The sequence below is a fragment of the Pseudomonas mohnii genome (assembly GCF_900105115.1).
In the GTDB taxonomy this organism is placed as follows: Bacteria; Pseudomonadota; Gammaproteobacteria; order Pseudomonadales; family Pseudomonadaceae; genus Aquipseudomonas; species Aquipseudomonas mohnii.
The window spans coordinates 2223560-2246527 of sequence record NZ_FNRV01000001.1 but is presented as its reverse complement, the minus strand read 5'-3'; the positions used below and the strand labels follow the sequence as shown (position 1 = coordinate 2246527).

The 22968-nt window shown below is 60.6% G+C and carries 20 protein-coding genes and 1 pseudogene; 9 read left to right on the top strand and 12 right to left on the bottom strand.

Annotated features, from left to right (window positions below):
- Positions 1–6: 6 nt before the first annotated feature.
- From BLV61_RS10520 to BLV61_RS10490, 7 genes are all read right to left on the bottom strand, one after another.
- On the bottom strand, positions 7–1071 hold the full coding sequence (locus tag BLV61_RS10520) for an imelysin family protein (protein WP_090464747.1): 1065 nt from the start codon (positions 1069–1071) through the stop codon (positions 7–9).
- 27 nt (positions 1072–1098) lie between these two features.
- Entirely contained in the window at positions 1099–2526 is a 1428-nt protein-coding gene (locus BLV61_RS10515; protein WP_090464743.1) for a di-heme oxidoreductase family protein, read from the bottom strand.
- A gap of 192 nt (positions 2527–2718) precedes the next feature.
- Positions 2719–4053, bottom strand: coding sequence for an imelysin family protein (locus tag BLV61_RS10510; RefSeq protein ID WP_090464740.1), 1335 nt, complete (start codon positions 4051–4053; stop codon positions 2719–2721).
- Between the two features lie 167 nt (positions 4054–4220).
- The gene (locus tag BLV61_RS10505; RefSeq protein WP_047532630.1) at positions 4221–6272 is read right to left on the bottom strand and encodes a putative bifunctional diguanylate cyclase/phosphodiesterase; all 2052 of its coding nucleotides are present in this window, start codon (positions 6270–6272) and stop codon (positions 4221–4223) included.
- Between the two features lie 418 nt (positions 6273–6690).
- Positions 6691–7287 carry a superoxide dismutase gene (locus tag BLV61_RS10500; RefSeq protein WP_008156084.1) on the bottom strand — a complete coding sequence of 199 codons (597 nt, stop codon included), beginning with the start codon at positions 7285–7287 and terminating at the stop codon, positions 6691–6693.
- 176 nt (positions 7288–7463) lie between these two features.
- The gene (locus BLV61_RS10495) at positions 7464–8066 is read right to left on the bottom strand and encodes a LysE/ArgO family amino acid transporter (protein ID WP_047532624.1); all 603 of its coding nucleotides are present in this window, start codon (positions 8064–8066) and stop codon (positions 7464–7466) included.
- A gap of 5 nt (positions 8067–8071) precedes the next feature.
- Positions 8072–8473, bottom strand: a complete 402-nt coding sequence (locus tag BLV61_RS10490; RefSeq protein ID WP_047532622.1) for an ACT domain-containing protein — start codon at positions 8471–8473, stop codon at positions 8072–8074.
- A gap of 96 nt (positions 8474–8569) precedes the next feature.
- Between BLV61_RS10490 and BLV61_RS10485 the strand changes: the two genes are divergently transcribed.
- The 4 genes from BLV61_RS10485 to BLV61_RS10470 all read left to right on the top strand — a co-directional run bounded on the left by BLV61_RS10485 (position 8570) and on the right by BLV61_RS10470 (position 12539).
- The gene (locus tag BLV61_RS10485) at positions 8570–9469 is read left to right on the top strand and encodes a LysR family transcriptional regulator ArgP (RefSeq protein ID WP_090464737.1); all 900 of its coding nucleotides are present in this window, start codon (positions 8570–8572) and stop codon (positions 9467–9469) included.
- A gap of 97 nt (positions 9470–9566) precedes the next feature.
- Positions 9567–10559 (top strand): NAD-dependent epimerase/dehydratase family protein, encoded by a 993-nt coding sequence (locus BLV61_RS10480; RefSeq protein ID WP_047532618.1) that lies wholly within the window; start codon positions 9567–9569, stop codon positions 10557–10559.
- A gap of 105 nt (positions 10560–10664) precedes the next feature.
- Positions 10665–11540, top strand: coding sequence for an ATPase (locus BLV61_RS10475; RefSeq protein WP_090464734.1), 876 nt, complete (start codon positions 10665–10667; stop codon positions 11538–11540).
- A gap of 150 nt (positions 11541–11690) precedes the next feature.
- A complete protein-coding gene (locus BLV61_RS10470) occupies positions 11691–12539 on the top strand; it encodes a cache domain-containing protein (protein WP_090464731.1) in 849 nt (282 codons plus the stop codon).
- Between the two features lie 76 nt (positions 12540–12615).
- Here BLV61_RS10470 and BLV61_RS10465 read toward each other — a convergent pair whose 3' ends face one another.
- Both BLV61_RS10465 and BLV61_RS10460 read right to left on the bottom strand, forming a co-directional pair.
- Positions 12616–14133 (bottom strand): MDR family MFS transporter, encoded by a 1518-nt coding sequence (locus BLV61_RS10465; protein ID WP_047539043.1) that lies wholly within the window; start codon positions 14131–14133, stop codon positions 12616–12618.
- A gap of 95 nt (positions 14134–14228) precedes the next feature.
- A pseudogene (locus tag BLV61_RS10460) lies at positions 14229–14591 on the bottom strand (FAD-dependent monooxygenase); the annotation flags it as partial.
- Positions 14592–14797: 206 nt separating this feature from the next.
- Here BLV61_RS10460 and BLV61_RS10455 point away from each other — a divergent pair.
- On the top strand, positions 14798–15694 hold the full coding sequence (locus BLV61_RS10455) for a helix-turn-helix domain-containing protein (RefSeq protein ID WP_047539038.1): 897 nt from the start codon (positions 14798–14800) through the stop codon (positions 15692–15694).
- 9 nt (positions 15695–15703) lie between these two features.
- Here BLV61_RS10455 and BLV61_RS31300 read toward each other — a convergent pair whose 3' ends face one another.
- Both BLV61_RS31300 and BLV61_RS10445 read right to left on the bottom strand, forming a co-directional pair.
- A complete protein-coding gene (locus BLV61_RS31300) occupies positions 15704–15880 on the bottom strand; it encodes a hypothetical protein (protein ID WP_167361791.1) in 177 nt (58 codons plus the stop codon).
- A 195-nt stretch (positions 15881–16075) separates the two neighbouring features.
- Positions 16076–16981 carry a LysR family transcriptional regulator gene (locus tag BLV61_RS10445; protein ID WP_208604205.1) on the bottom strand — a complete coding sequence of 302 codons (906 nt, stop codon included), beginning with the start codon at positions 16979–16981 and terminating at the stop codon, positions 16076–16078.
- A gap of 142 nt (positions 16982–17123) precedes the next feature.
- Here BLV61_RS10445 and BLV61_RS10440 point away from each other — a divergent pair, with 142 nt between their 5' ends.
- Complete coding sequence (locus tag BLV61_RS10440; protein ID WP_090464726.1) at positions 17124–18008, top strand: MBL fold metallo-hydrolase; 885 nt, start codon at positions 17124–17126, stop codon at positions 18006–18008.
- Positions 18009–18078: 70 nt separating this feature from the next.
- A complete protein-coding gene (locus BLV61_RS10435) occupies positions 18079–18693 on the top strand; it encodes an NAD(P)-dependent oxidoreductase (RefSeq protein WP_047532604.1) in 615 nt (204 codons plus the stop codon).
- A 67-nt stretch (positions 18694–18760) separates the two neighbouring features.
- Here the strand turns inward: BLV61_RS10435 and BLV61_RS10430 are convergent, their stop codons facing one another.
- A complete protein-coding gene (locus BLV61_RS10430; RefSeq protein ID WP_047532602.1) occupies positions 18761–19642 on the bottom strand; it encodes a LysR substrate-binding domain-containing protein in 882 nt (293 codons plus the stop codon).
- Positions 19643–19801: 159 nt separating this feature from the next.
- Between BLV61_RS10430 and BLV61_RS10425 the strand changes: the two genes are divergently transcribed.
- Both BLV61_RS10425 and BLV61_RS10420 read left to right on the top strand, forming a co-directional pair.
- Positions 19802–21439: a 5-guanidino-2-oxopentanoate decarboxylase gene (locus BLV61_RS10425; RefSeq protein ID WP_090464723.1), complete on the top strand. Its 1638-nt coding sequence runs from the start codon at positions 19802–19804 to the stop codon at positions 21437–21439.
- Positions 21440–21447: 8 nt separating this feature from the next.
- Positions 21448–22896: an aldehyde dehydrogenase family protein gene (locus BLV61_RS10420; RefSeq protein WP_090469856.1), complete on the top strand. Its 1449-nt coding sequence runs from the start codon at positions 21448–21450 to the stop codon at positions 22894–22896.
- The last annotated feature ends 72 nt before the right edge of the window (positions 22897–22968 follow it).

Below are 22968 nucleotides of genomic sequence, written 5' to 3'. Positions count from 1 at the left end.
CCCTCATCAGTCACCGTCGTTGGCGTTGAAGCCCAGTTGGATGCCCAGCGCCTTGGCCAGCTCGCTTTCGTGCAGGCGGTGGACGGTGTTGAGGCTGTCATAGAGATCGTTGAGTTGCTGGCGACCGGCATCGTCAGCGAGCATTTCGGTCAGCGAACGCTGGGTGCTGGCGAACAGTTTCAGCGACGCGGCGTAGGCAGCGTCGATCTTGTCGGCCAACGGCTTTTGCTCGCTCGGCAGCAGGCTACGCAGACCTTTGTTATCCACACCTTCCCAAACGGTCTTGGCGGCGGCAAGGCTGGCTTCGAGGCCGGTCAGGGAAGACTGGCTACGCCATGCATCCGCCTGGAAGGGTTGCGGAACGCCTTTGCTCTGGCGGCCCATCGGCGTGCCGAGCTTTTTCTTCAAGGTGTCGATGGCGGTGACTTGTACCCGCAGCAGGTCGGCAATGGCTTCATGGGAGTCTGCATAGCGCTGGTTCGGGAATTTGCTCATCTGCGCGAGCATGCCGTCGGTGTTGTTCCAGCTCTTGAGAATTTCTTCGGCCAGTTGCTTCTGACGCTCGCCAATCGCGATCAGCAGCGGGCAGTACCTGGCTTTCTGTGCCGGGTCGGCCACGTCCGGTTTGCTGTCGAACAGAATGTATTCGTAGGCCGACAAACCTTGCACCACGACGCTGGACTTGGCCAGGTCGGCGGCGTCGATCTGTGGCTGTGCAGTGACCAGTTGCTCGACCTGACGGCCGACCAGGTTTTTCTTGTCCGGCCAGAATTGCACTTGCCACGAACGGTTGCCCTCGGCCAAAGGGCCGATCAACAGCGGTTGCAGTTCGGCCCAGGCTTTTTGTGCGTGCAGGAAGTCGGCGCGGGCGGTGTCCAGGGACTCCTTGCCTTCGCAGTAGGCGAGGGCGCTGACGGCCAGTTGCCGGTCCGCTTCGACCCAGCGGGTATAGGTCGGCAGGATCACCGATTTGGCGATGGCTGCCGAGGTGACGGCCTGCGGGTCCTGTGGCGAACAAGCGCCGAGGGCTAGCGCGGCAAGGCTGGTGAACAACAATTTGGGACGGAACATGTCGGGCTCCCGCTGGAAGAATGCGTATTAAAGAGAATTCAGAAACGCCAGCAACGCCGCGCGCTGCTCGGCATTGAAAGTCAAAACCTGTTGCTGCGCCGCCTTGGCTTCGCCGCCATGCCAGAGCACGGCTTCAAGCAGATTGCGGGCACGGCCGTCGTGCAGGAACTGGGTGTGGCCACTGACCGCTTGCGTCAGGCCGATGCCCCATAACGGCGGCGTGCGCCAGTCGCGGCCACCGGCCTGGAATTCACTGCGGTTGTCGGCCAGGCCGTCGCCCATGTCATGCAGCAAAAGATCGCTGTAAGGACGAATCACCTGATTGGCCAGCTCAGGTTCTGCGGCGTTTGCGGCGGTGGTGTATTTCGGTGTGTGGCAAGACTGGCAGCCGGCCTGGAAAAACAGGTTCTTGCCCGCCAGCACTTCTGGCGCACTGACATCACGGCGGGCCGGTACGGCGAGGTTGCGGGTGTAGAACAGCACCAGGCGCAGGATGTTGTCGCTGACTTCCGGCTCGCCATCGGGACCATTGCCACGGGGCGCCTGTTTGCAGGCCGTTTGCGCGTCGGTGCAGTCATCAAAGGGCCTCAGGCTGGTCGTGAGGCCCATGTCCCCCGAAAACGCGTGAACGTTCTGCTGGTTGAGATTCGGCTGCCCGGCCTTCCAGCCAAAGCGCCCGAGGACGGTTTTCTGTTGCGCGTCATCCCATACCCGGTTCGGGCGTCCGGCGATGCCCTTGTTGTCCCTGGCCTGAGCGGCGGCGTTGGCCAGGATGGCGTCTTCGGGAATCGCTTCCAGCAAGCCCAGGCCAATCATCGGCGGCGCGACGCGGGCCGAGAATCGGGTGTCAGGGTGCATCGGACCGTAACCCAGTTGAGTGATGCTCAGGCTCGGTTTTCGCAACTCGATTTCGGTACCGTCCTTGAAGCGAACCGGCACTGGCGTGTAATCGACACGCACCTTGCCTTCCGGGGTAACGCCGGGAACGGCCATGTCCTGGAACTGCCCGCCATAGACCGGTTCCGGCACGACACCCTGCTGTTCGATGACTTTGGCGTAGGCCGGGGCATCTGGAATCGACAGGCGTACCAGCATCGACACGGCATTCGGCGCCTCGGGCCCCGGCGGGTGGCCGCGGCCGTCCTTGATGTGGCAACCCTGGCAGGCATTGGTGTTGAACAACGGGCCAAGGCCATCGCGGGCGGTGGTGGTGGACGGGGCGATCACCCAGGGGCTGCGGAAGAAACTGTTGCCGACACTGAAGTCCACGCGCCGCGAGGGTGGCAGGTTGGCGGAGGGCAGGGAAAAGGCGTTCTGATCGGTCTTGCGTACGGTTGCGCTGCCCCCCGAGCGGGCTTCACCGGGTTCGGCCTTGGTAAAACGCGGGGCGTCATCGCAGGCACTCAGGCCCAGGGCCAGAAACAGTGCGAACAAGCGAAGAGGCAGCGGGGGCATCAGACATCCTGCGAGACGAGCAAAACAAGGGCGCAAAGTCTAACAGGGGATGGGAATTTGAATAAGAGGAATTATCGTTTACTTGATTTGGAGCAGGAATTATCCGGTAAACACAATCCCCTGTCGCAGTGGTGGTTTGGCGGGCATGAAAAAGGCGACCCGCAGGTCGCCTTCCTGTGCAGCCAGCGTTGATCAGAACTCGTGATCAGCGTTGTCCGGGTTCAGGTCGTTGATACCCAGTTTGCCAGCGGCGGTCTCGATCGAACCGGTCTGTTTGACTAGGGATGCAATGGCGTCACGGACGATCTGGTTGCCTGCGGTGTTGCCGGCTGCGATCAACTGGTCGTAGTGCTCGCCCTTGTTGGCGTGATCAACCATGATCTGGATCTTGGCTTCGGTCGCGGCCAGGTCGGCTTTCAGCGCGGCGTCGGCGGCCGGGTCGGCCTTGGCCACCAGGGACGACAGGCTGGCACCGGTCATTTTGCTGCCGTCGGCGCGGGTGTACTCGCCCAGGTACACGTTACGAATGCCTTTGGCATCGTAGAAGTGCGAGTTGTGGGTGTTGTCGCTGAAGCAGTCCTGCTCGTCTTCAGGGGAGTTGGCTTCCAGGGAAACCTTCATGCGCTCGCCCGCCAGTTCGCCCAGGGACAGGCTGCCCATGCCGAACAGCATTTTGCGCAGGCCGGTTTCAGCCGGTTCCGCTTCCAGGGTGGCGCGGTAGTTGTCGGCCACGTTCGGCTTCCAGTTACCGACCATTTCTTCCAGGTCGCTGACCAGCAGTTGGGTCACGGCTTTCAGGTAAGCGCGACGACGATCGTTGTGGCCGCCAGTGGCGCCGGCACCTTCCAGGTAGTCCGAGGCAGGACGATTGCCGGCGCCAGGGCCGGTACCGTTCAGATCCTGGCCCCAGAGCAGGAATTCGATAGCGTGGTAGCCAGTGGCGACGTTCGCCTCGGAACCGCCCAGCTCGTTCAGGCTGGCGAGTTTTTCCGGGGTGATGTCTTTCACGTCGACCTTGTCTTCACCGATCTGAACTTCAGCGTTGGCGATGATGTTGGCGGTGGCGCCAGGGTTACCCAGTGCGTGCTCGTAGGATTTGTCGACGTAGTCGATCAGGCCTTCGTCCAGTGGCCAGGCGTTCACCTGACCTTCCCAGTCGTCGATGATGGTATTGCCGAAGCGGAACACTTCGCTCTGCAGATAAGGAACGCGGGCAGCGACCCAGGCGGCCTTGGCCGCTTTCAGGGTGTCGGCGTTCGGCTTGGCGAGGAAGGCGTCGATGGCGGTTTGCAGGGTTTTCGCGGTGGATTCGGCATCGCTGTAAACAGCGAAAACCATGTCGGCGTAGTGCGCGACAACGGCTTTGGCGGCGGCTTCATCGACTTTGCCGGCAGCAGTCGGGGCAGCGGCAGTGCTGGCGGCCGGCGCAGGGGCGGCCGTCTTTTCCTTGTCTTTGCCCTCACCGCAACCGGCGAGGGAAATTGCGATGGCCAACAGACTGGCGGTAGCCAGAGGCATACGAATCATGGCGAACATCCTGCTTCGAAAGGGAGGTGGTATGGCGCGGCGGGCGCGCAAAACTGCGACATAATGCAAATCTTTCGCATTATGTGTAAAGACTGTTCTTGAAAATATTTCTTATTCGCACAAGGGCGCAATCCACCCTGCAGGAGCGAGGCGCGACGGATACCCGATCACAAAATAGCGGCGTTGCTGCGCTGGGCTTGCTTCAAGTAAGCGCCCAACTCGCGCGCCGGCAGTGGCTTGCTGTAGAAGTAGCCCTGACCTTCGTGGCAGCCTTCGGAGATGATGTACGTTTCCTGTTCGGCAGTTTCCACGCCTTCGGCGATCACCTGCATGCCCAGGCTCTTGCCCAATTGGATGATGGCGCGAACGATGGTTGCATCGTCGTCGTCATCGAGCAGGTCCTGAACGAAGCTCTTGTCGATCTTGATCTTGTCCAGAGGCAGGCTTTTCAGGTAGCTCAGCGATGAATAACCGGTTCCGAAGTCATCGATGGCAATCAGCGCGCCGGAACGACGCAGGCTGAGCAGGTGCTGGGCGGCGGTGCTGATGTCTTCCATCAGGCCGGTTTCGGTGACTTCCAGTTCCAGACTGCGCGGTGGCAGGCGGTACATCTGCAGCAGGTTGTTGACCACCCGCGGCAGCTCGGCGTGGTGCAATTGCACCGTGGACAGGTTCACCGCCATGCGCAAATCGCTGAAGCCCTGGTCATGCCACTCGCGCAGCTGCTTGCAGGCCTGATCCAGCACCCACTCGCCGATGGCGATGATGGTGCCGTTCTGCTCGGCCAGTGGGATGAACAAGTCTGGCGGAACCAGTCCGTGCTCGGGATGTTGCCAGCGGATCAACGCCTCGACGCCCACCACGCGATGATCGCGGTAGCTGATTTGCGGTTGATAGACGAGGTAGAACTGGTCGCGGACCAAGGCGTCGCGCAGGTCTTTCTCCAGTTCGCGACGGCGACGCATTTCAGTGTCGACGCTGGCGATATAGAACTGATAGCGGTTACGCGATCGAGTCTTGGCCAGGGTCATGGTCTGCTCGGCTTTTTGCAGCAGCTTCTCGGTACTGTCTCCGTCCTCCGGGAACAGGGTGATACCGATAGTGGCCCGCAGGCGAATTTCCTGATGATCGAGGGCAAACGTCGCTTCCAGGTCATCGAGAATGCTTTGCGCCAGTTCAGCGGCTTCGTAGGGTTGTTCGATATCGGCCTGAACCAGGGCGAACTGGTCACCACCCAGACGGGCCAGGGCGCCCAGGCGACCACTGTGCCCGCGCAGTCGATCAGCCAGGGCCAGCAGCAACTGGTCGCCGGTCTGGTAGCTGAACTGTTCGTTGATACCCTTGAAGTCATCGAGACCGACGCAAAGCACGGCGACCCGGCGCTGCAATTTACCGGCGTCGACGAGGATCTTGTCCAGCTGTGTTTGCAATTGCTGGCGATTCGGCAGGCCAGTGAGGAAATCATATTGAGCCATGCGCAGCAGGCTGTTTTCCGCTTCGTGGCGCAGATGGGTGTTGCGCTCGATGGACTCCAGCAACTGGTTGGCGGTGTTGATCCAGATACCCAGCTCGTTTTTCTCGTGGCCCTTGAGTTGAGGAATCTTGTGTTCGCTGGGACGGTCCGGATTGATTTCGGTCAGGTGCTCGATAATCCGCGACAGGGGTTTGGTCAGCAGCCAGTGATAAACCAGGTAGAGCACCAATCCCATCGCCAGGGCCCGCAACACACCCGAAATGAAAATGATCACCGAACTGACGATAAAGCCTTGCCCATAGGTGGCGGTGTCGAGGGTGATGCTCAGGTCGCCGTAATACTCGCTGTAAGGGCCGCGACCCACCAGTTGGGTGGTGAAGGTGCGTTCCTTGCCCAGGATCAGATCAGTCAGCCAACGACTTTTGGAATGCTGCAACTCACGGGATTTTTGCGCGAGCATGGCTTCATTGGGATGACCAATGGAGGCTTGGCGCACAGCGTCGTCCTGAAACAGGCCTTCGATGACCTGCATGCCCATTTCCCGGTCCAGGCTGTAGACGGCCTGGGTCGAAGGGTCGCGGAACATATCGAGGATGCGTTCGGCATCATTGGCGACGGCCTGGCGTGTTTTATAGGCATCGAAAACGATCTGTGCGCAGCTCAAGACTACGCCGACGACCAATGCCGACAGGAGCACGACCCGGAGCAACTTCACCGACAAGCTGTTCTTGAGTTCCAGCTTCAAAGGGCTATTCCTTGTTCCGTGCGGGTAGCATCAAGTTGCCATGAGTATTGGCAATCCCGTGATCGCAGTCAAAGGGACAATCATCTGTAGGGGCTTTTTCCTGCAGTTTGGCCAATAGGTTGTTGACTGGATTAATTGTGCGATTAGTACTGTGTCGGTTGTCGAGTCCTTCAACTTGAGGGGATGTATAGATATTTTCCTTCTTAATTGATGTTAGACGGCTGTAGCGTGGGGGCAAGAGGCTCAAGGAGGGTTCGTCGTGGGGACAGGGTCTGGTTTTATTGGATTGCGCGATGCGCCTGCAGGCGTCAGGTTTGCCCGCGAAGGCGGCCAGCCAGCTGACGATGACTGATCGACTCAACCCATCACGTAAAAAAAACCCGGCTGGAAGGCCGGGTTTTTTTGACGGGTATCGAGCTTAAGCGGTGAAGGTTTTGCCTTCGAACTGCTCAGCTACGAATTTCCAGTTGACCAGGTTCCAGAACGCTTCGACGTACTTCGGACGCAGGTTGCGGTAGTCGATGTAGTAAGCGTGCTCCCAGACGTCGCAGGTCAGCAGCGGGGTGTCGCCGTTGGTCAGCGGGTTGCCGGCGCCGATGGTGCTGGCCAGGGCCAGGGAACCGTCAGCCTTTTTCACCAGCCAGCCCCAACCGGAACCGAAGGTGCCGATGGACGTCTTGCTGAACTCTTCCTTGAACTTGTCGAACGAACCGAAAGCAGCGTTGATGGCTTCAGCCAGGGCGCCGGTTGGTTGACCGCCGGCGTTGGGTGCCAGGCAGTTCCAGTAGAAAGTGTGGTTCCAGACCTGAGCGGCGTTGTTGAAGATACCGCCCGAGGAAGACTTGACGATTTCTTCCAGGGTCTTGCCTTCGAACTCGGTGCCTGGCACCAGGTTGTTCAGGTTCACGACGTAGGTGTTGTGGTGCTTGTCGTGGTGATATTCCAGAGTTTCCTTGGAAATGTGCGGCTGCAGTGCATCGTGTGCGTAAGGCAGTGGCGGCAATTCGAAAGCCATGGTGGATCTCCTAATCAGGTCAGGTGCGGTGAGCGCAAGGCCGATCACGGGCGGCCAGACTAGCGCCGGGGAGTTTGTACTCTTTGCGGCGCAGGTCTCGGATCATAGCACCGGGGGTGCGGCATAACCACGCAACAACTGTGTGGAATAGAGGTTCCAGAGCCTTTTGGAATAAATCAGCCGGCGGTGATCAATTGCAACGCTACCGCAAACATCATGACGGCCACCAACAGGTCGAGGATGCGCCAGGTACTGGGACGAGCCAGCCAAGGCGCCAGCCATGCCGCGCCGAGCGCCAGGGTGAAAAACCACAGCAACGAAGCACTGGCCGCCCCCACCACATAAGCGCCGGGCTCTGTCTGCTGGGCTCCGAGGGAGCCGATCAGCAACACGGTATCCAGGTAGACGTGCGGGTTGAGCAGGGTCACCGCCAGCGCGCTGAGCATGACTGCCCGCAATGAGCGCACGGTCTGGTTTTCACCCTGTTGCAGGCTTTGTTTCGAGCACGCCCGGCGCAACGCCTGGGTGCCGTACCACAACAGAAACGCGGCACCACCCCAACGGGCGATGGCCAGCAAGGTCGGGTTTTGCGCCAGTACGGTCGCCAGGCCGAAAACGCCGGCGGCCACCAATAATGCATCGCAGGCCACGCAGAACGCCGCCACCGGGAGGTGGTGTTCACGACGCAGGCTCTGGGCCAGCACAAACGCATTCTGGGTACCGATCGCCATGATCAGTCCGAAGGCCACCAGCAGGCCGTTCACATAGCTTTGCCACATAATGATTACTCCGCGTTGGCTGCCAGATCGCGCAGCACTTGCATGGCGCGTTCGGCATCGGCCTGGCCGACAAACAAATGGTCGTGGTAATAGCCGGCGATCACGTTGCAACTGATGCCGGACTGGCCCAGTGCCGTGGCGAACGCGGCGGTCAGACCGACAGCTTCGAGGGCCGAGTGCACGTTCAAGGTGATCCAGGCCGCGACGTAGTCGAAACTGAAGCCCGCCTGTTCGGCGTGGCGGCGTTCGAGAATCACGGTCAGGCCTTCCTGCTCGCGGAAGCTGCCGATGATGTCCAGGCCCGCCGGCCATTGGCCGTCACGCAAGGTGCAGAACACGTACTCGCCGGCATTGAGTTGTGGGCTCATGCTGCGCAGCAGTGTTGCCAATGAAGTTTCGCCAGCCATGTGGGTGTTCCTTGTTCAAGCGTTCTTGCTGGCCATTCTCCCGTGTCAGGCTGTATAAGAAAAACCAATCTTGCTGATCGCTCATTAGGAAAACTGATGTTCGACTATAAATTGCTGTCTGCCCTCGCCGCTGTGGTCGAGCAAGCCGGGTTCGAGCGTGCCGCCCAGGTCTTGGGTTTGTCGCAGTCGGCGATCTCTCAACGCATCAAATTGCTTGAAGCGCGGGTCGGCCAACCGGTGTTGGTCCGGGGCACACCGCCGACGCCCACGGAAATTGGCCGGCGTTTGCTCAACCATGTGCAGCAGGTGCGTTTGCTTGAGCGGGATTTGCAGACGCTGGTGCCGGCGCTGGACGAAGAAGGCCTGCCCGAACGCCTGCGTATCGCTTTGAATGCTGACAGCCTGGCCACCTGGTGGGCGCAGGCCGTGGGGGATTTTTGCGCGGAACAACATCTGTTGATGGATCTGGTGGTCGAAGACCAGACCGTGGGCCTTAAACGCATGCGTGCAGGTGAAGTGGCTGCATGCCTCTGTGCCAGCGAGCGGCCGGTGGCGGGCGCCCGCAGTGTGTTGCTGGGGGCGATGCGCTACCGCGCGTTGGCCAGTCCGGCCTTCATTGCCCGGCATTTCCCCCAGGGCGTGCGCGCCGATCAGTTGGCCCGGACGCCGGCGCTGGTGTTTGGCCCGGATGATTTCCTGCAGCATCGATACCTGGCGTCTCTCGGCGTCGATGGTGGGTTCGAACACCATTTATGCCCGTCCTCTGAAGGTTTTATTCGCCTCACCGAAGCGGGCCTCGGCTGGGGACTGGTGCCCGAATTGCAGGTTCGCGAACAGCTGGAGCGCGGTGCGTTGCTGGAGCTTTTGCCAGATAAACCGATCGACGTGCCGCTGTACTGGCATCATTGGCGCAATGGCGGTCAATTGCTGGGGCTTCTTACCGATCAATTGGTGCGCGCGTCGAAGCAATGGTTGGTGCCGTTGGAGCAGCAATAAGCGTCAAGCTGCAAGCTGCACGTGAAGTGCTTGCGCATCGTTTTTAACTTGCGGCTTGAGGCTTGAAGCTCGCAACTGCATTTTGTTGGAGCAATACATGAAGATTCTGGTCACCGGCGCAAGCGGTTTCATCGGCGGACGCTTTGCGCGTTTTGCCCTGGAGCAGGGCCTGGATGTGCGGGTCAACGGTCGCCGGGCCGAAGGTGTGGAGCATCTGGTGCGGCGCGGCGCCGAGTTCATCCAGGGCGATTTGAGTGATCCTGAACTGACGCGTGACCTGTGTTCCGACGTCGAGGCCGTGGTGCATTGCGCCGGCGCCGTCGGTTTGTGGGGACGTTATCAGGACTTTCACCAAGGTAACGTCCAGGTCACCGAAAACGTCGTCGAAGCCTGCCTGAAACAGCGGGTCAGGCGGCTGGTGCATTTGTCGTCGCCGTCGATTTATTTCGATGGTCGCGATCACCTGGGGTTGACCGAAGAGCAGGTGCCCAAACGCTTCAAGCATCCTTACGCCGCGACCAAATACCTGGCCGAGCAAAAAGTCTTCGGTGCCCAGGAATTCGGCCTCGAGACCCTGGCCCTGCGTCCGCGCTTCGTTACCGGTGCTGGTGACATGAGCATTTTCCCGCGCCTGCTGAACATGCAGCGCAAGGGGCGCCTGGCAATTATCGGCAACGGCCTGAACAAGGTCGATTTCACCAGCATGCAGAACCTCAACGAAGCGTTGCTCAGCAGTTTGCTGACCAGCGGGTCCGCCCTGGGCAAGGCCTACAACATCAGCAACGGGACGCCGATTCCATTGTGGGACGTGGTTAATTACGTCATGCGTAAAATGGAAGTCCCACAAGTAACGCGCTACCGTTCCTACGGCCTGGCCTACACCGTCGCAGCGCTCAACGAGGGTGTGTGCAAGTTGTGGCCGGGGCGTCCCGAACCGACCCTGTCGCGGTTGGGCATGCAGGTCATGAACAAAAATTTCACCCTGGACATCAGCCGCGCCCGGCATTATCTGGATTACGACCCCAAGGTCAGTCTGTGGACGGCGCTGGATGAGTTCTGCGGCTGGTGGAAGGCTCAGGATATTCGCTGAGCAGCGAGGCACTGAACCGGGCCGTGGGGTGAAGGTCAATCGGTGCGGCGTGAAGGTTATACTCGCCGCATCCAGCTATCACCGCGTTTCACAAAGGTTGACTCAATGTCCATGCGTAACGATGCCAATGATGACTTCGACGATGTACCGAGCCTGCGCGCCGACAGCCTCGACGACGATGATTTTCCGGTCACCACTCGCACCTCCGTGCACTCTCGACCCGCGCCGGCTGTAAAGGTCAAGGGTCCGAGCACCGGGCCGTTGTGGGCATTGGTCGGGGCTTTGTTCTTTGCGTTCGCGGGCTTGGCCTGGTGGAGCTTTCAGCAGATTTCGCTGATGGAGCAGCAATTGGTGGCCACCCAGGAAAGCTTCGCCCGGATCAGTGAGGAAGCGGCGGGGCGCCTGCAGGATATTTCCGGCAAGGTGGTGGCCAGTCAGACCAACGTCACCAGCGACAGCGAAGCCCTGAAGCTGCAAATCAAACAGCTGGAAAGCAAGCTGCAGGATCAGAGTCAGCAACAACAAGGCGTCGCGGGCCAGACCTCGGATCTCGACAAGCGCCTGGCGCAGATGACGGCACAAACCACCGATCTGGATAAGCGTCTGGCGCAAATCAGCGCGCAGAGCAATGAGCACCAAACCGCCAATACGCAATTGCAGGCTCAGGTCAAAGTCTTGATCAGCGACGTGGCCGCGTTGAAGAGTGCTCCGGCAGACACTGAAAAATTCGATGCACAGCTGAAAAGCCTCGGCGCCGACATCACCGCATTGAAGAAACAAGGCAATCCGAGCGCCGCCATCGAGCGATTGGAGCAGGAGATCGTGGTGCTCAAAAGCGAACAGGACAATCGCCCGACGCCGGTCCAAGGCTCGACCAACACTGCCGAATTCGATGCTTTCCGCAGCCAGGTCACTCGCAATATCAATACCCTTCAGGCACAGATCCAGAACCTGCAGCAGCAACTGCGCGCCCGCCAGTAATAGACCTGCACATGAACACTTGTGGCGAGGGAGCTTGCTCCCGTCGGGTGGCAAAGCCGCCCCAATCCGTTCACTACGGATCCTGAATATTCGTACATGGCCCCAACCCGTCTACGCTCTTGAAACACGATCAAGAACGAGGGATGCGCAATGGGGTTTCTGCACAAATTGGCCTTGCTGGGCAGCATGCTTTTGCTGTGCCTGGGCCAGGCTCAAGCCGCCGACACCGAAAAAGCTGACAGTCAGGCCGCCATCGCCTTACTGGAAAAAGCCCTGGCCTATTACCACGAGAATGGCGACAAGGCCTTCGCGGCGTTCAGCCGACAGGGCGAGTTTGTCGACAAGGACCGTTATGTCTTTGTACTGGATACCAAGGGTGTGATGCTCGCCAGCGGCGGGCCATCCTCGGCGCTGATCGGCCGGGACGTATCGGAAACCCTCGGGCCGGATTTGAAGAAAACCTTCAAGGACGCCCTGAAAGTGCCGGAGGGCAATGGCATCCAGCAGGCGGAATACCGCTGGCAGAACTGGGCCGACGGCAAAATCGAACGCAAGCACGTCTACTACCAGCGTGTCGGCCAGCGGATTCTGGCGGTCGGGTATTACCTGCCACGGGCGTCAGCGGAACAGGCCATGGCACTGCTGAACAAAGCCGCGGCCGATCTGGCCAAGGACGAGAAGGGCACCCTGAGCGCCATCAATTCCCTCAAGGGCGGTTATTTGCAGGATGACCTGTATGTGTTTGTCGTCGACCTCAATACCCGGCGTTACATCGCCCACGGCACCAACCTGCGCTTGATCAACACCGATTTCAGCAAGATCAGCGACCCTGAAGGCAAGCCGGTGGGCGAGCCAATGCTGGCGCTCATGGCCGGGCAGGATTACGGCGAATACGACTATCGCTGGAAAAACCCGGTCACCGGCAAGGTCGAGGACAAGCATGCCTACCTGAAGAAAGTCGGGCATTTTCTGGTGGCTGTGGGGTATTACAGTCCTTGAAGATGTTGTGACTGTCATGACGCTATCGTCGGAACGCCGCCCGGAGCTTGCTCGCGAAAGCGGGGACTCGGTCCACCTACCGAACCTTGTCTTCCCGCCCGCGCAACACCATGTTCGGCATGGCGATCGCCGCCGCCAGCCCCAGCAACGACACCGCAGCACTGACCATCAATAAATGCCGAAACGTCAGCAGCAGTTCGGCACGCAGAGCGTTTTGTGTATCCCCCGCTGCAGCGTTCAAACCGTCCAGCAGCACATTCCCCGAATGACCTTCGGCGATCAGCGACGAGCCGGCCAGGTGCGCGAAACTCGAATCCTGCAGCAACGCCAGCAGCAACGCCGACATCACAGAAACGCCCACCGCGCCACCCAGCGACCGGAACAGGTTGGTGGTGCTGGTGGCGACGCCTATGTCGCGTTGTTCCACTGAGTTCTGTGTGCCCACCAGTGACGTCGGGAACTGCATCCCCCCGGCGATGCCACTGAGTAACATGAACAGGCTGCTGAGCAAAAACGCCTGGGGCGGGCTGAATGCCATGCCGAGAATCGAGATCGGCATCAGCACGGCGCCGGTCAGGATCATCGGTTTGTAGCGTCCGGTCACAGACGTACGGCGGCCGGCGAAATAGGCACCGATCGGCATACCCATGGCCAGCGGCAGCAGATGCAGGGCCGCGCTGTCGGCCCCGGCCCCGGTCACGCTCTGAAAGCGCAGCGGCATCAGCACGATCAACGAGATCGCCTGGAAACTGGTGAAGAAAATCGTGCACCAGCACAGAACCGCATTGCGATTGGCGAACAGATGCATGGGCAGCAACGGTTCCTGTGCCCGTCGTTCACAGGCCACGAACAAGCCCAGCACGAACACGGCGCAACCGAGCAGGGCCAGCACCTCGACGCTGCGCCATGAATGTCCCTGGCCAACCAGGGTAATGCCCAGCAGCAACGCCGTCAGCCCGATGATCATCAGCAGGGTGCCGAGGTAATCGATGACTGGCTTGCGTTGCGGTATCGGCAAGCCCACCAGGGTGCGATTGGCCACCAGCCAGGCACCCAGGCCCAGCGGCAAGTTGATCAAGAACACCCAGCGCCAGGACAGGTATTCAGTCATGTAGCCACCCAGCACCGGACCGGCCACGCTGGCCACGGCGTACATGCTGCTGAAATAACCCTGATAGCGACCGCGCTCCCGTGGCGGCACGATGTCGCCGATGATCGCCTGGCTGACCGAGATCATGCCGCCGGCACCGACGCCTTGAAAAATCCGCGCCAGCACCAGTTGTTCCATGCTCTGGGCCATGCCGCAGAACAACGACGCCAGGGTGAACAGGCCCATGCCGAACAGCATCAACTTGCGACGCCCGTACAAGTCGCCGAGTTTGCCGTAGATCGGCACCGCGACCGTCATCGCCACCATGTACCCGGAAATCACCCAGGCCAGCAGACTGACGTCCTTGAATTGCGCGGAAATGGCCGGCATCGACACGGCGACGATGGTTTGGTCCAGGGCGCCGAGGAAAATTGCCAGCATCAGGGCGATCAATACGCTGCGGATAGCCGGCTTGGGCGTTTCAGGCTGTTTGAGATTGGTCACGAAGAAAACCTGCGGGCAGTGATAACCCGCCAGTGGCAAGGCGAGCGGGGGGTGCTCGCCAGTTTAAATCGATAGCAGGCTATTCGATAGCCCTCGACTGCCGCGCCACGCCATGGAAGCCATCGCCCCCCGGCGACCTGACGAGCGGCCATCAGGTCGTGGATGACCTCGGTCTGGCCTTGGATCATCAGTTTTTCCGCCAGTCAGGGCGTGCGGATCGATACGCACCTGGCGTCCGTCGAGGGCCTGTTCGAAGCCACCGTGGACCAATCCTTCGGCGTCCATGCGCTGACCCACGCCGGCCTGGCGCAACAGCTCTACCATGCCTTTTTCAAGGACCCGGCGCGGATTCGCCCAAGCACATAGTCCGGGCTCTGACGTTCGAGAACGAGGGGATCGATGCCGGCGTTGTGCAGCCATTGACCGAGCAGCAGACCGAAAGGACCGGTGCCAATGATGGCAACTTGGGTTTCAGGGCTTCATTGTTTTTATGGCTCCCACGCAGCACACGACCAGGGTCGCTGAGCGAGTTTTATGGATCGAGTGCTTGCATTTTTCACTTGCGAGTCTGTCAATTGAGGGTGAAAACTGAGCCGATATCTGTGCATTCTGCCAATCGGCGCGATTATCGTCCGTCATCTATTTCGAGGCCTGGATTGAAGTGATGAACAAGCCTGACCTGCCTTCGATTCCGGTGTTCAAGCTCTACGGTGAAAGCCTGAATTGGCCAACCCCGGACTTGCTGCACTGTGAAACCATTTCCAAACGCAGTCGCGAACATCAATGGGAAATCAAACCCCATCGCCACCCGGATCTATGCCAGTTGCTCTTCGTGTTCAAAGGTCAGGCAGAGCTTGAAATCGAAGGCAAACGTACGCAACTGAGCGAGCCGGCGATCCTGGTCCTGCCGCCGTTATCCGTGCATGGCTATCGTTTTTCCGAAGATGTCGAAGGGTTCGTCGTCACCCTCGCCGCGCCGTTGATCGCCCACCTGCAGGCGCAATTGGGGCATTCGGGGAATGCGCTGGCCCAGGCCGAGAGCTACCCGGCGGGTGAAAACAGCGAGTACCTCAACAGCTTGTTTTCGGCGTTGCAAGCCGAATACACGGGGCACCAACCGGCGCGGGAAATGCTGATGCATTCGCTGGTCAGCGTGATCATGGTATGGGTCAGCCGTCAGGTGATTCAGCGTCGTTCAGCCTCGCAGCGGCCGCAACGTGCGCGGGAGTACCTCAACGGGTTCATCCAACTGGTGGAAGAGACTTATCGCCAGCATGTCAAAGTCGAGGATCTGGCCCATCGGCTGGGGATTTCCGTGTCCCACCTCAATGGCACCTGTCGGGAGCTGGCCGGTCAGCCGGCGTTGCAGATCATGCACGAACGCCAATTGCTGGAGGCCAAGCGCTTGCTGACCTACACAAGCATGACCATTTACGAAATGTCCGACGTGTTGGGGTTCTCGGATCCGACCAACTTCACGCGCCTGTTCCGACGTCGGGTGGGGATCTCGCCCAAAGCCTTCCGTGACCGCTTGAAGGCCGATCAGGGCAATGAGGCCTGATCCCCTTTGTCAACGGAGGGCATTGAGGGTCGCGTTGTGTGGAATGCACTGCTCGAAGTTGCAACTGGCGTATTCACGGGGCAGGTTGCGTAACTGCTCGACCCGCCAGGCCGCAACGCCATAGAGCCCGAGCGTGACCGCGCAGGTGATGAAAATGGCGAGGTATCTTCTTGTTCTGATGTTCATGGCATTGACCTCTGAACGAATACCTTCCGGTATTACTTTGAGCATAGGTCAGTGCCAGTGAGTTGCCAGTGACGCCACGAACGTTGATGGCCCCCGTGGGAGCTGGCTTGCCAGCGATTACGGATTGTCAGCCAGCATCAATGTCGACGGTGACGACGCCTTCGCGGGCAAGCCAGCTCCCAGAGGGAGCGGAGGTTACAGGCCGATGTCCCACACCGGTTCTTCGGGGAACCTCACTACCAGAAAATCCAGCAGGCTGCGCAATGCCGCCGGCATGTGCTTGCGCGAGGCGTACACCGCATACACGTTCATCTGTCGTGGTTCGGCCCTTGGCAACAGGCGGACCAGCTCGCCGCTGTGAATGTGCACGCCCGCCTGATAAGTCGGCAGCATCGCCACTCCGGCACCGGCCATCGCCGCACGCATGAGCGTGCTGGCTTCGTTGGCGCTGATGTTGCCCTGCACGGGCACCGAGACGTCTTCGCCCTCCTGCTCGAAATGCCACAGGCTTTTGCCGAAGTAGGAATGGGTCAGGCAATTGTGCTGGCTCAAGTCCTCGACCCGCTGCGGCGCCGGGTGCTCGCGCAGGTAAGCAGGAGAGGCGCAGATCACCGAGCGGCAGACGGTCAGTCGGCGGGCGATCAGGTTGGGGTCCAGGTCATTGCTGGTGCGAATCGCCAGATCGATGCGCTCATCGACCAGGTTCACCGTGCGATCAAGCATCTGCATGTCGATGCTCACGCCGGGGTAGCGCTTGACGTACGCCGCCATGGCATCGGCCAGTTGCGCCTGACCGAATGAAGTACTGACGCTGACTCGCAGCAGGCCGCGCGGTGCTTCGTCCGGTTCGCTGACGGCGGCTTGCATGTCGCTGGACAAGTCGAGCATTTGCCGGCAGCGCGGCAGGATTTCGCTGCCGGCGGCGGTCAGGCTCAACTTGCGTGTGGTGCGGTGCATCAAGCGCGCGCCGACCCAGTCTTCCAGCTCGGCCAGATACCGGGAAACCACCGGCCGGGAAAGCTCCAGATGATCGGCGGCGGCCGACTGGCTACCGAGGTCGACCACCGTAACGAACACCCGCATTGCTTGTAGACGATCCATGATTTGCCCGATTTCAGAAACAAACTATGTTCCAGCATCGCATTTTTTGTACTGAACCAGGCAACTAAGCTCTGTTCCCTGTAGGAGCGAGCTTGCTCGCCCCTGCAAGGGACCACCACAGCCATTGGATACGGAGCAACAGATGATCGGTTTCACCACTCTCAAACGCGTTTTGCTGGCGACCACCGCTCTCGGTTTCGCCGCTCACGCCGCCGCGTCGACATTGACCCTGGATGTCTACAACCCCGGCGAAAAGGCCATTTTTCCGGTGACATCGGTACTGGTCAGCGGTGAGAAAGAGGCCATTCTGGTGGACGCCCAATTCGGCAAGTCCCAGGCCGAACAGGTGGTGGAAAAAATCCGCGCCAGCGGCAAGCAACTGACCACCATCTACATCAGTCACGGCGACCCGGACTATTACTTCGGCCTCGACACCCTGACGGCTGCATTCCCCAACGCCAAGGTGCTCGCTTCCCGGCCGACCGTTGATCACATCAAGCACACCGTCGACGGCAAACTGGCGTTCTGGGGTCCGAAAATGGGCGCCGACGTACCGGCTAAAACCATCGTGCCGGAGGTGCTGAAGGGCGACAGCCTGATGCTCGAAGGGCAGAAACTGCAGGTGGTCGGTCTTGAGGGCAAGCAACCGGATCGCAGCTTCGTGTGGATTCCATCGATCAAGGCCGTGGTCGGTGGCGTGGTCGTGGCAGAAAACATTCACCTGTGGATGGCTGACACCCAAACCCCGAAGTCCCATGCCGATTGGTTGACTACGCTGCACTCGATCGAAACCCTGAAACCGAAAACCGTCATCCCGGGTCATTACCTCGGGGACAGCGCCCGCTCCCTGGCGGCGGTGCAATTCACCGCCGATTACATCAAGGCCTTCGACGAGGAAACCGCCAGGGCCAAGGATGCGGCCGCACTGATCGTCGCGATGAAAAAACGCTTCTCGACACTGGGTGACGAAAGCTCCCTGGAGCTGAGCGCCAAGGTCGCCAAGGGCGAGATGAAGTGGGGTGAATGAGTTTTTGTGATGACCGCCACATAAACATTTTTGTTGCTACAGATACACCTCAAGCCAACTGGAGAACGTCATGAGCAAAATCGCAATCATCGGTGCCACCGGTCGTGCCGGTAGCCAGCTGTTGGAAGAAGCCCTGCGCCGTGGTCACAGTGTCACCGCCATCGCCCGCGATACCTCGAAGATCGGCCAGCGTACCGGCGTGGTCAGTCAGAATGTCGATGCCCTCGACAGTGCTGCGTTGCAAGCCGCAGTGGCGGGTCATGACCTGGTGATCAGCGCCGCGCATTTCGCCACGCTGCCGGCCAGTGCCGTCATCGGACCGGTGAAAAAGGCCGGGGTCAATCGCCTGTTGGTGGTGGGCGGTGCCGGGTCTTTGTTGTTGCCGGATGGCACCCGGGTGATCGATAGCCCAGGCTTCCCGGCCGAGTACAAGGCAGAAGCCGGGGCGGGTGCCGAGTTTCTGGAAAACCTGCGTCAGGAACGGGATCTGGACTGGACCTTTTTGTCGCCGTCGGCAGAGTTTGTCGAAGGTCAACGCACGGGAAAATTCCGGATCGGCAAGGATGATTTGCTGGTGAGCAGCGAAGGGCGCAGCTGGATCACGTTCGCTGACTTTGCCATCGCAATGCTGGATGAAGTGGAAGCGCCGAAGCACATTCGCCAGCGGTTTACCGTCGGGTATTGAACTGACTGTCTCTGTGGGAGCGAGCAAGCTCACTCCCACAGGGGTATCACGCCAGGACTCCTGGCTTTCAGCGACTCTGCGCTTGCTCCACCAACCACCCCGTCAGCTCGCGTAATTTCGCCGAAGGTCCGGGTTTTTCGGGGGAAACCAGGTAATACGCCAAGCCTGTCTTTACGATCAGATCGAAAGGCATGACCAGCCGCCCGGCGCTCAGGTCATCACCAATCAGCGACCAGTCGCCGATCGCTACACCGGTGCCCTGTGACGCCATCGACATCGCCAGGTCCAGCGTTTCGAAATGCTGACCCTTGCTCACATTACTCAAGCGAACATCCGCCGAGGCCAGCCAGGCCTTCCAGTCCCGTTCATCCCGGGTCGGGTGCAGCAGCATGTGCTGCTCCAGATCCTTCGGCGTGTGCAACGGTACTGGGCCTTCGAGCAATGGCTTGGAGCACACCGGTGTCAGTCGTTCTTCGAACAGGCGTTGCGACACCAGCGAAGCCTCCGGCGGCGCGCCATACATCACGGCCGCGTCGAATTGCTCGCGATGGAAATCCACGCCGTGCTTGACCGTGGTGGTCAGTTCGACCGGCACGTCCGGGCGTTCTTTCTGCCACTGCAACAGCCGTGGCAACAGCCAGCGCATGACGCAGGTCGGGGCCTTGAGTCGCAGGGTTTCGCGCTTCTCGCCGATCTGCTCCACCGCTTCATCGATCAGGCCGAAAATCTGCCGGACACGTGGCAGCCATTCCCGTCCCTCGGCGGTGAGGTCGAGGCCGCGGGCCTGGCGGATGAACAGTTCATAACCCAGGTGATCCTCCAGCCCGGCAATCTGCCGGCTCACTGCGCCCTGAGTGATGTGCAGTTGCTCGGCGGCCCGGGTGAAGTTGCAGCACTGCGCGGTAATCAAAAATGTGTACAGCGCCGGCAGGGGAGGCAGTCGTTTCATTCGGATCCAAGGTATGACGTGAGGACATGGCTAGTATGATTTTTTATCCATTGTTGCGGCTATGTGTCGCCCGTTCCAATGAGGCCATCCCTGGACCTGCGAATCCATCATAAACACTGCGCAGGCCCGGCGTCTCAATCGAATAAAAAGGGCAATGACATGGCGACGTGTGGCGAAGTACTGGTCAAGTTACTCGAAGGTTACGGGGTGGAGCAGGTGTTCGGCATCCCCGGGGTTCATACCGTGGAGCTGTATCGCGGGCTGGCCCGTTCGAGCATCAACCACGTCACGCCGCGTCACGAACAGGGCGCCGGTTTCATGGCCGACGGCTATGCCCGCACCCGCGGCAAACCGGGCGTGTGCTTCATCATCACCGGCCCTGGCATGACCAACATCACCACCGCGATGGGCCAGGCCTATGCCGACTCGATCCCGATGCTGGTGATCTCCAGCGTGCAATCGCGCAACCAGTTGGGCGGCGGTCGCGGCAAGCTGCATGAGCTGCCGAACCAGAGCGCATTGTGCGCCGGTGTCGCGGCGTTCTCCCACACCCTGATGTCGGCCTCGGAATTGCCAGGTGTTCTGGCCCGGGCGTTTGCGCTGTTCCAGGCCGGCCGTCCGCGCCCGGTGCACATTGAAATTCCGCTGGATGTTCTGGTGGAAGAAGCCGACGACCTGCTCGCCAGCGTCCCGGTGAACATCGACCGCGCCGGGGCATCGCCGACTGCGGTGTCGCGCATGACCGAACTGCTGGCGGGCGCCAAGCGTCCGCTGATTCTCGCCGGTGGCGGCGCCATCGACGCCGCCGCCGAGCTGACTGAACTGGCTGAGCTGCTGGACGCGCCCGTCGCCCTGACCATTAATGCCAAGGGCATGCTGGAATCCGGTCACCCGCTGCTGATCGGTTCGACCCAAAGCCTGGTCGCCACTCGCGCGCTGGTTGCCGAGGCCGATGTCGTACTGGCCATCGGAACTGAATTGGCCGAGACCGACTACGACGTTACCTTCGCCGGTGGCTTCGACATTCCCGGCAAGCTGCTGCGTGTTGACATCGACCCGGACCAGACCGTGCGCAACTACCCGCCGCACATGGCCCTTGTGTCCGACTCGCGCAACGCCGCGCAAGCCCTGTTGAGCGCGCTGTCGTACAAGTCCCTGGCCGAGCGCCGCAACGATTGGGGCCAGGTGCGTGCCGCCCGCCTGCGCGAAGAACTGGCGGCCTCTTGGGATGCGCCGACTCTGGCCCAGACCCGTTTCCTCGAAACCGTTTTGCACGAATTGCCGAACGCGGTGTTCGTCGGCGATTCGACTCAACCGGTGTACACCGGCAACCTGACGTTCAACCCGCAGCGCCCGCGTCGCTGGTTCAACTCGTCCACCGGTTACGGCACCCTCGGTTACGCCTTGCCGGCGGCGATTGGCGCTTGGTTGGGCGGCAGTATCGAAGGTGGCGTACGTCCGCCGGTGGTGTGCCTGATCGGTGACGGTGGCCTGCAATTCACCCTGCCGGAACTGGCCAGCGCCGTTGAAGCGCGCACCCCGGTGATCGTGCTGCTGTGGAATAACCAGGGCTACGAAGAGATCAAGAAATATATGGTCAACCGCGCCATCGAGCCGGTCGGCGTGGACATCTACACCCCGGACTTTATCGCGGTGGCCAAGGCCCTGGGCTGTGCCGCCGAAGCAGTCAGCGGCGTCGAGCAACTGCGTGGCGCCTTGCGCGCAGCCTCGGATCGTCAAGGCCCGACCCTGATCGAAATCGATCAGACTGCCTGGACCAAGGCGGTGTCGAAATGAGCGCGGCCTTGACGTTACCCACCACGTTGGACGGCCTGTTCATCGACGGCCAATGGTCCGCCAGCAGCGAACACCTGCGGGTGATCAACCCGGCAACCGAAGCTCTGTTGACCACGGTGAAGGGCGGTGACGAGCGCGCTGTCGAACAAGCCGTCAGCGCCGCGACCAGGGCTTTCGCCGATTGGTCGAAAACCACCGGTGCCGAGCGCGGCGCGATCCTGCGCAAAATCGCCGCCGGCGTGCAGGCCGGTCGTGAGCACTTGATGCATTTGCAGTCCCTCAACAACGGCAAGCCACAGTTCGAAGCGGCCATCGACGTCGATGACGTGATCGCCACGTTCGAGTATTACGCCGGTCTGGCCGAAGGCCTCGACGCAAAACAGGACAGCGCCGTTGAACTGCCGAGCGAAGATTTCCGCGCTCGTCTGCGCCGCGAACCTTGCGGCGTGGTCGGCCTGATCGTGCCGTGGAATTTCCCGATGGTCACCACGGCCTGGAAACTGGCCCCGGCCCTGGCTGCCGGTTGCTGCGTGGTGCTCAAGCCTTCGGAAGTGACGCCTTTGCCGGAGCTGGAACTGGCGGCAATCATTGCCGAAGCCGGCTTGCCCGCCGGTGTGTTCAACCTGGTGTGCGGCACGGGGCTGGCGGTTGGCGCGCCGCTGTCGGCGGACCCGCGCATCGCCAAGGTGTCGTTTACTGGCAGTAACGCGGTAGGCGTACAGGTCATGCAACGTGCGGCAGAAACCGTCAAAGGCGTGAGCCTGGAGCTGGGCGGCAAATCCTCGTTGCTGGTGCTGGCCGATGCCGATATCGACCTGGCCGTGGAAGTCGCCTGTGGCGGCGGTTTCTTCAACGCCGGGCAAATGTGCTCGGCCACCAGCCGCGTGCTGGTCGCCGACGAACTGGCCGATGAATTCCTGATTCGATTGAAGAGCCGTGCCGAAGCGATTCGCGTGGCAGACCCGTTCGATCCGAACGTGGAAATGGGCGCGCTGGTCAATCAAGCGCAATACCAGCGCGTGCTCGGCCACATCGACCGCGGTTTGAGTACCGGTGCCAAGCTGATTTGCGGCGGCAATCGCCCGGCGGATCTGCCGCGCGGATATTTTTTGCAGCCGACAATCTTCACCGAAGTGCCCCTCGACAGTGCGCTGTGGTGTGAAGAGATATTCGGCCCGGTGATTTGCGTGCGCAGCTTTGCCAGCGAAGCCGAAGCGATTGCCCTGGCCAATGACAGTCAGTTCGGTCTGGTCGCCAGCGTGGTGACGCGCAATGCCGAGACGGCGGATCGCGTCGCCAACGCTTTGCAAGCGGGGCTTGTGTGGATCAACGCGCCACAGGTGATCTTCCCGCAGACCGCTTGGGGTGGCTACAAACAGAGCAGCATCGGTCGTGAATTGGGCCCGTGGGGCTTGCAGGCTTTCCAGGAAATCAAGCACGTGATTCGAGCCGTCTGACGACGATTATTGTGGGAGCGAGCCTGCTCGCGATGGACGTCAAGGATGACGCGGAGCGCCTGAGTTTACGCG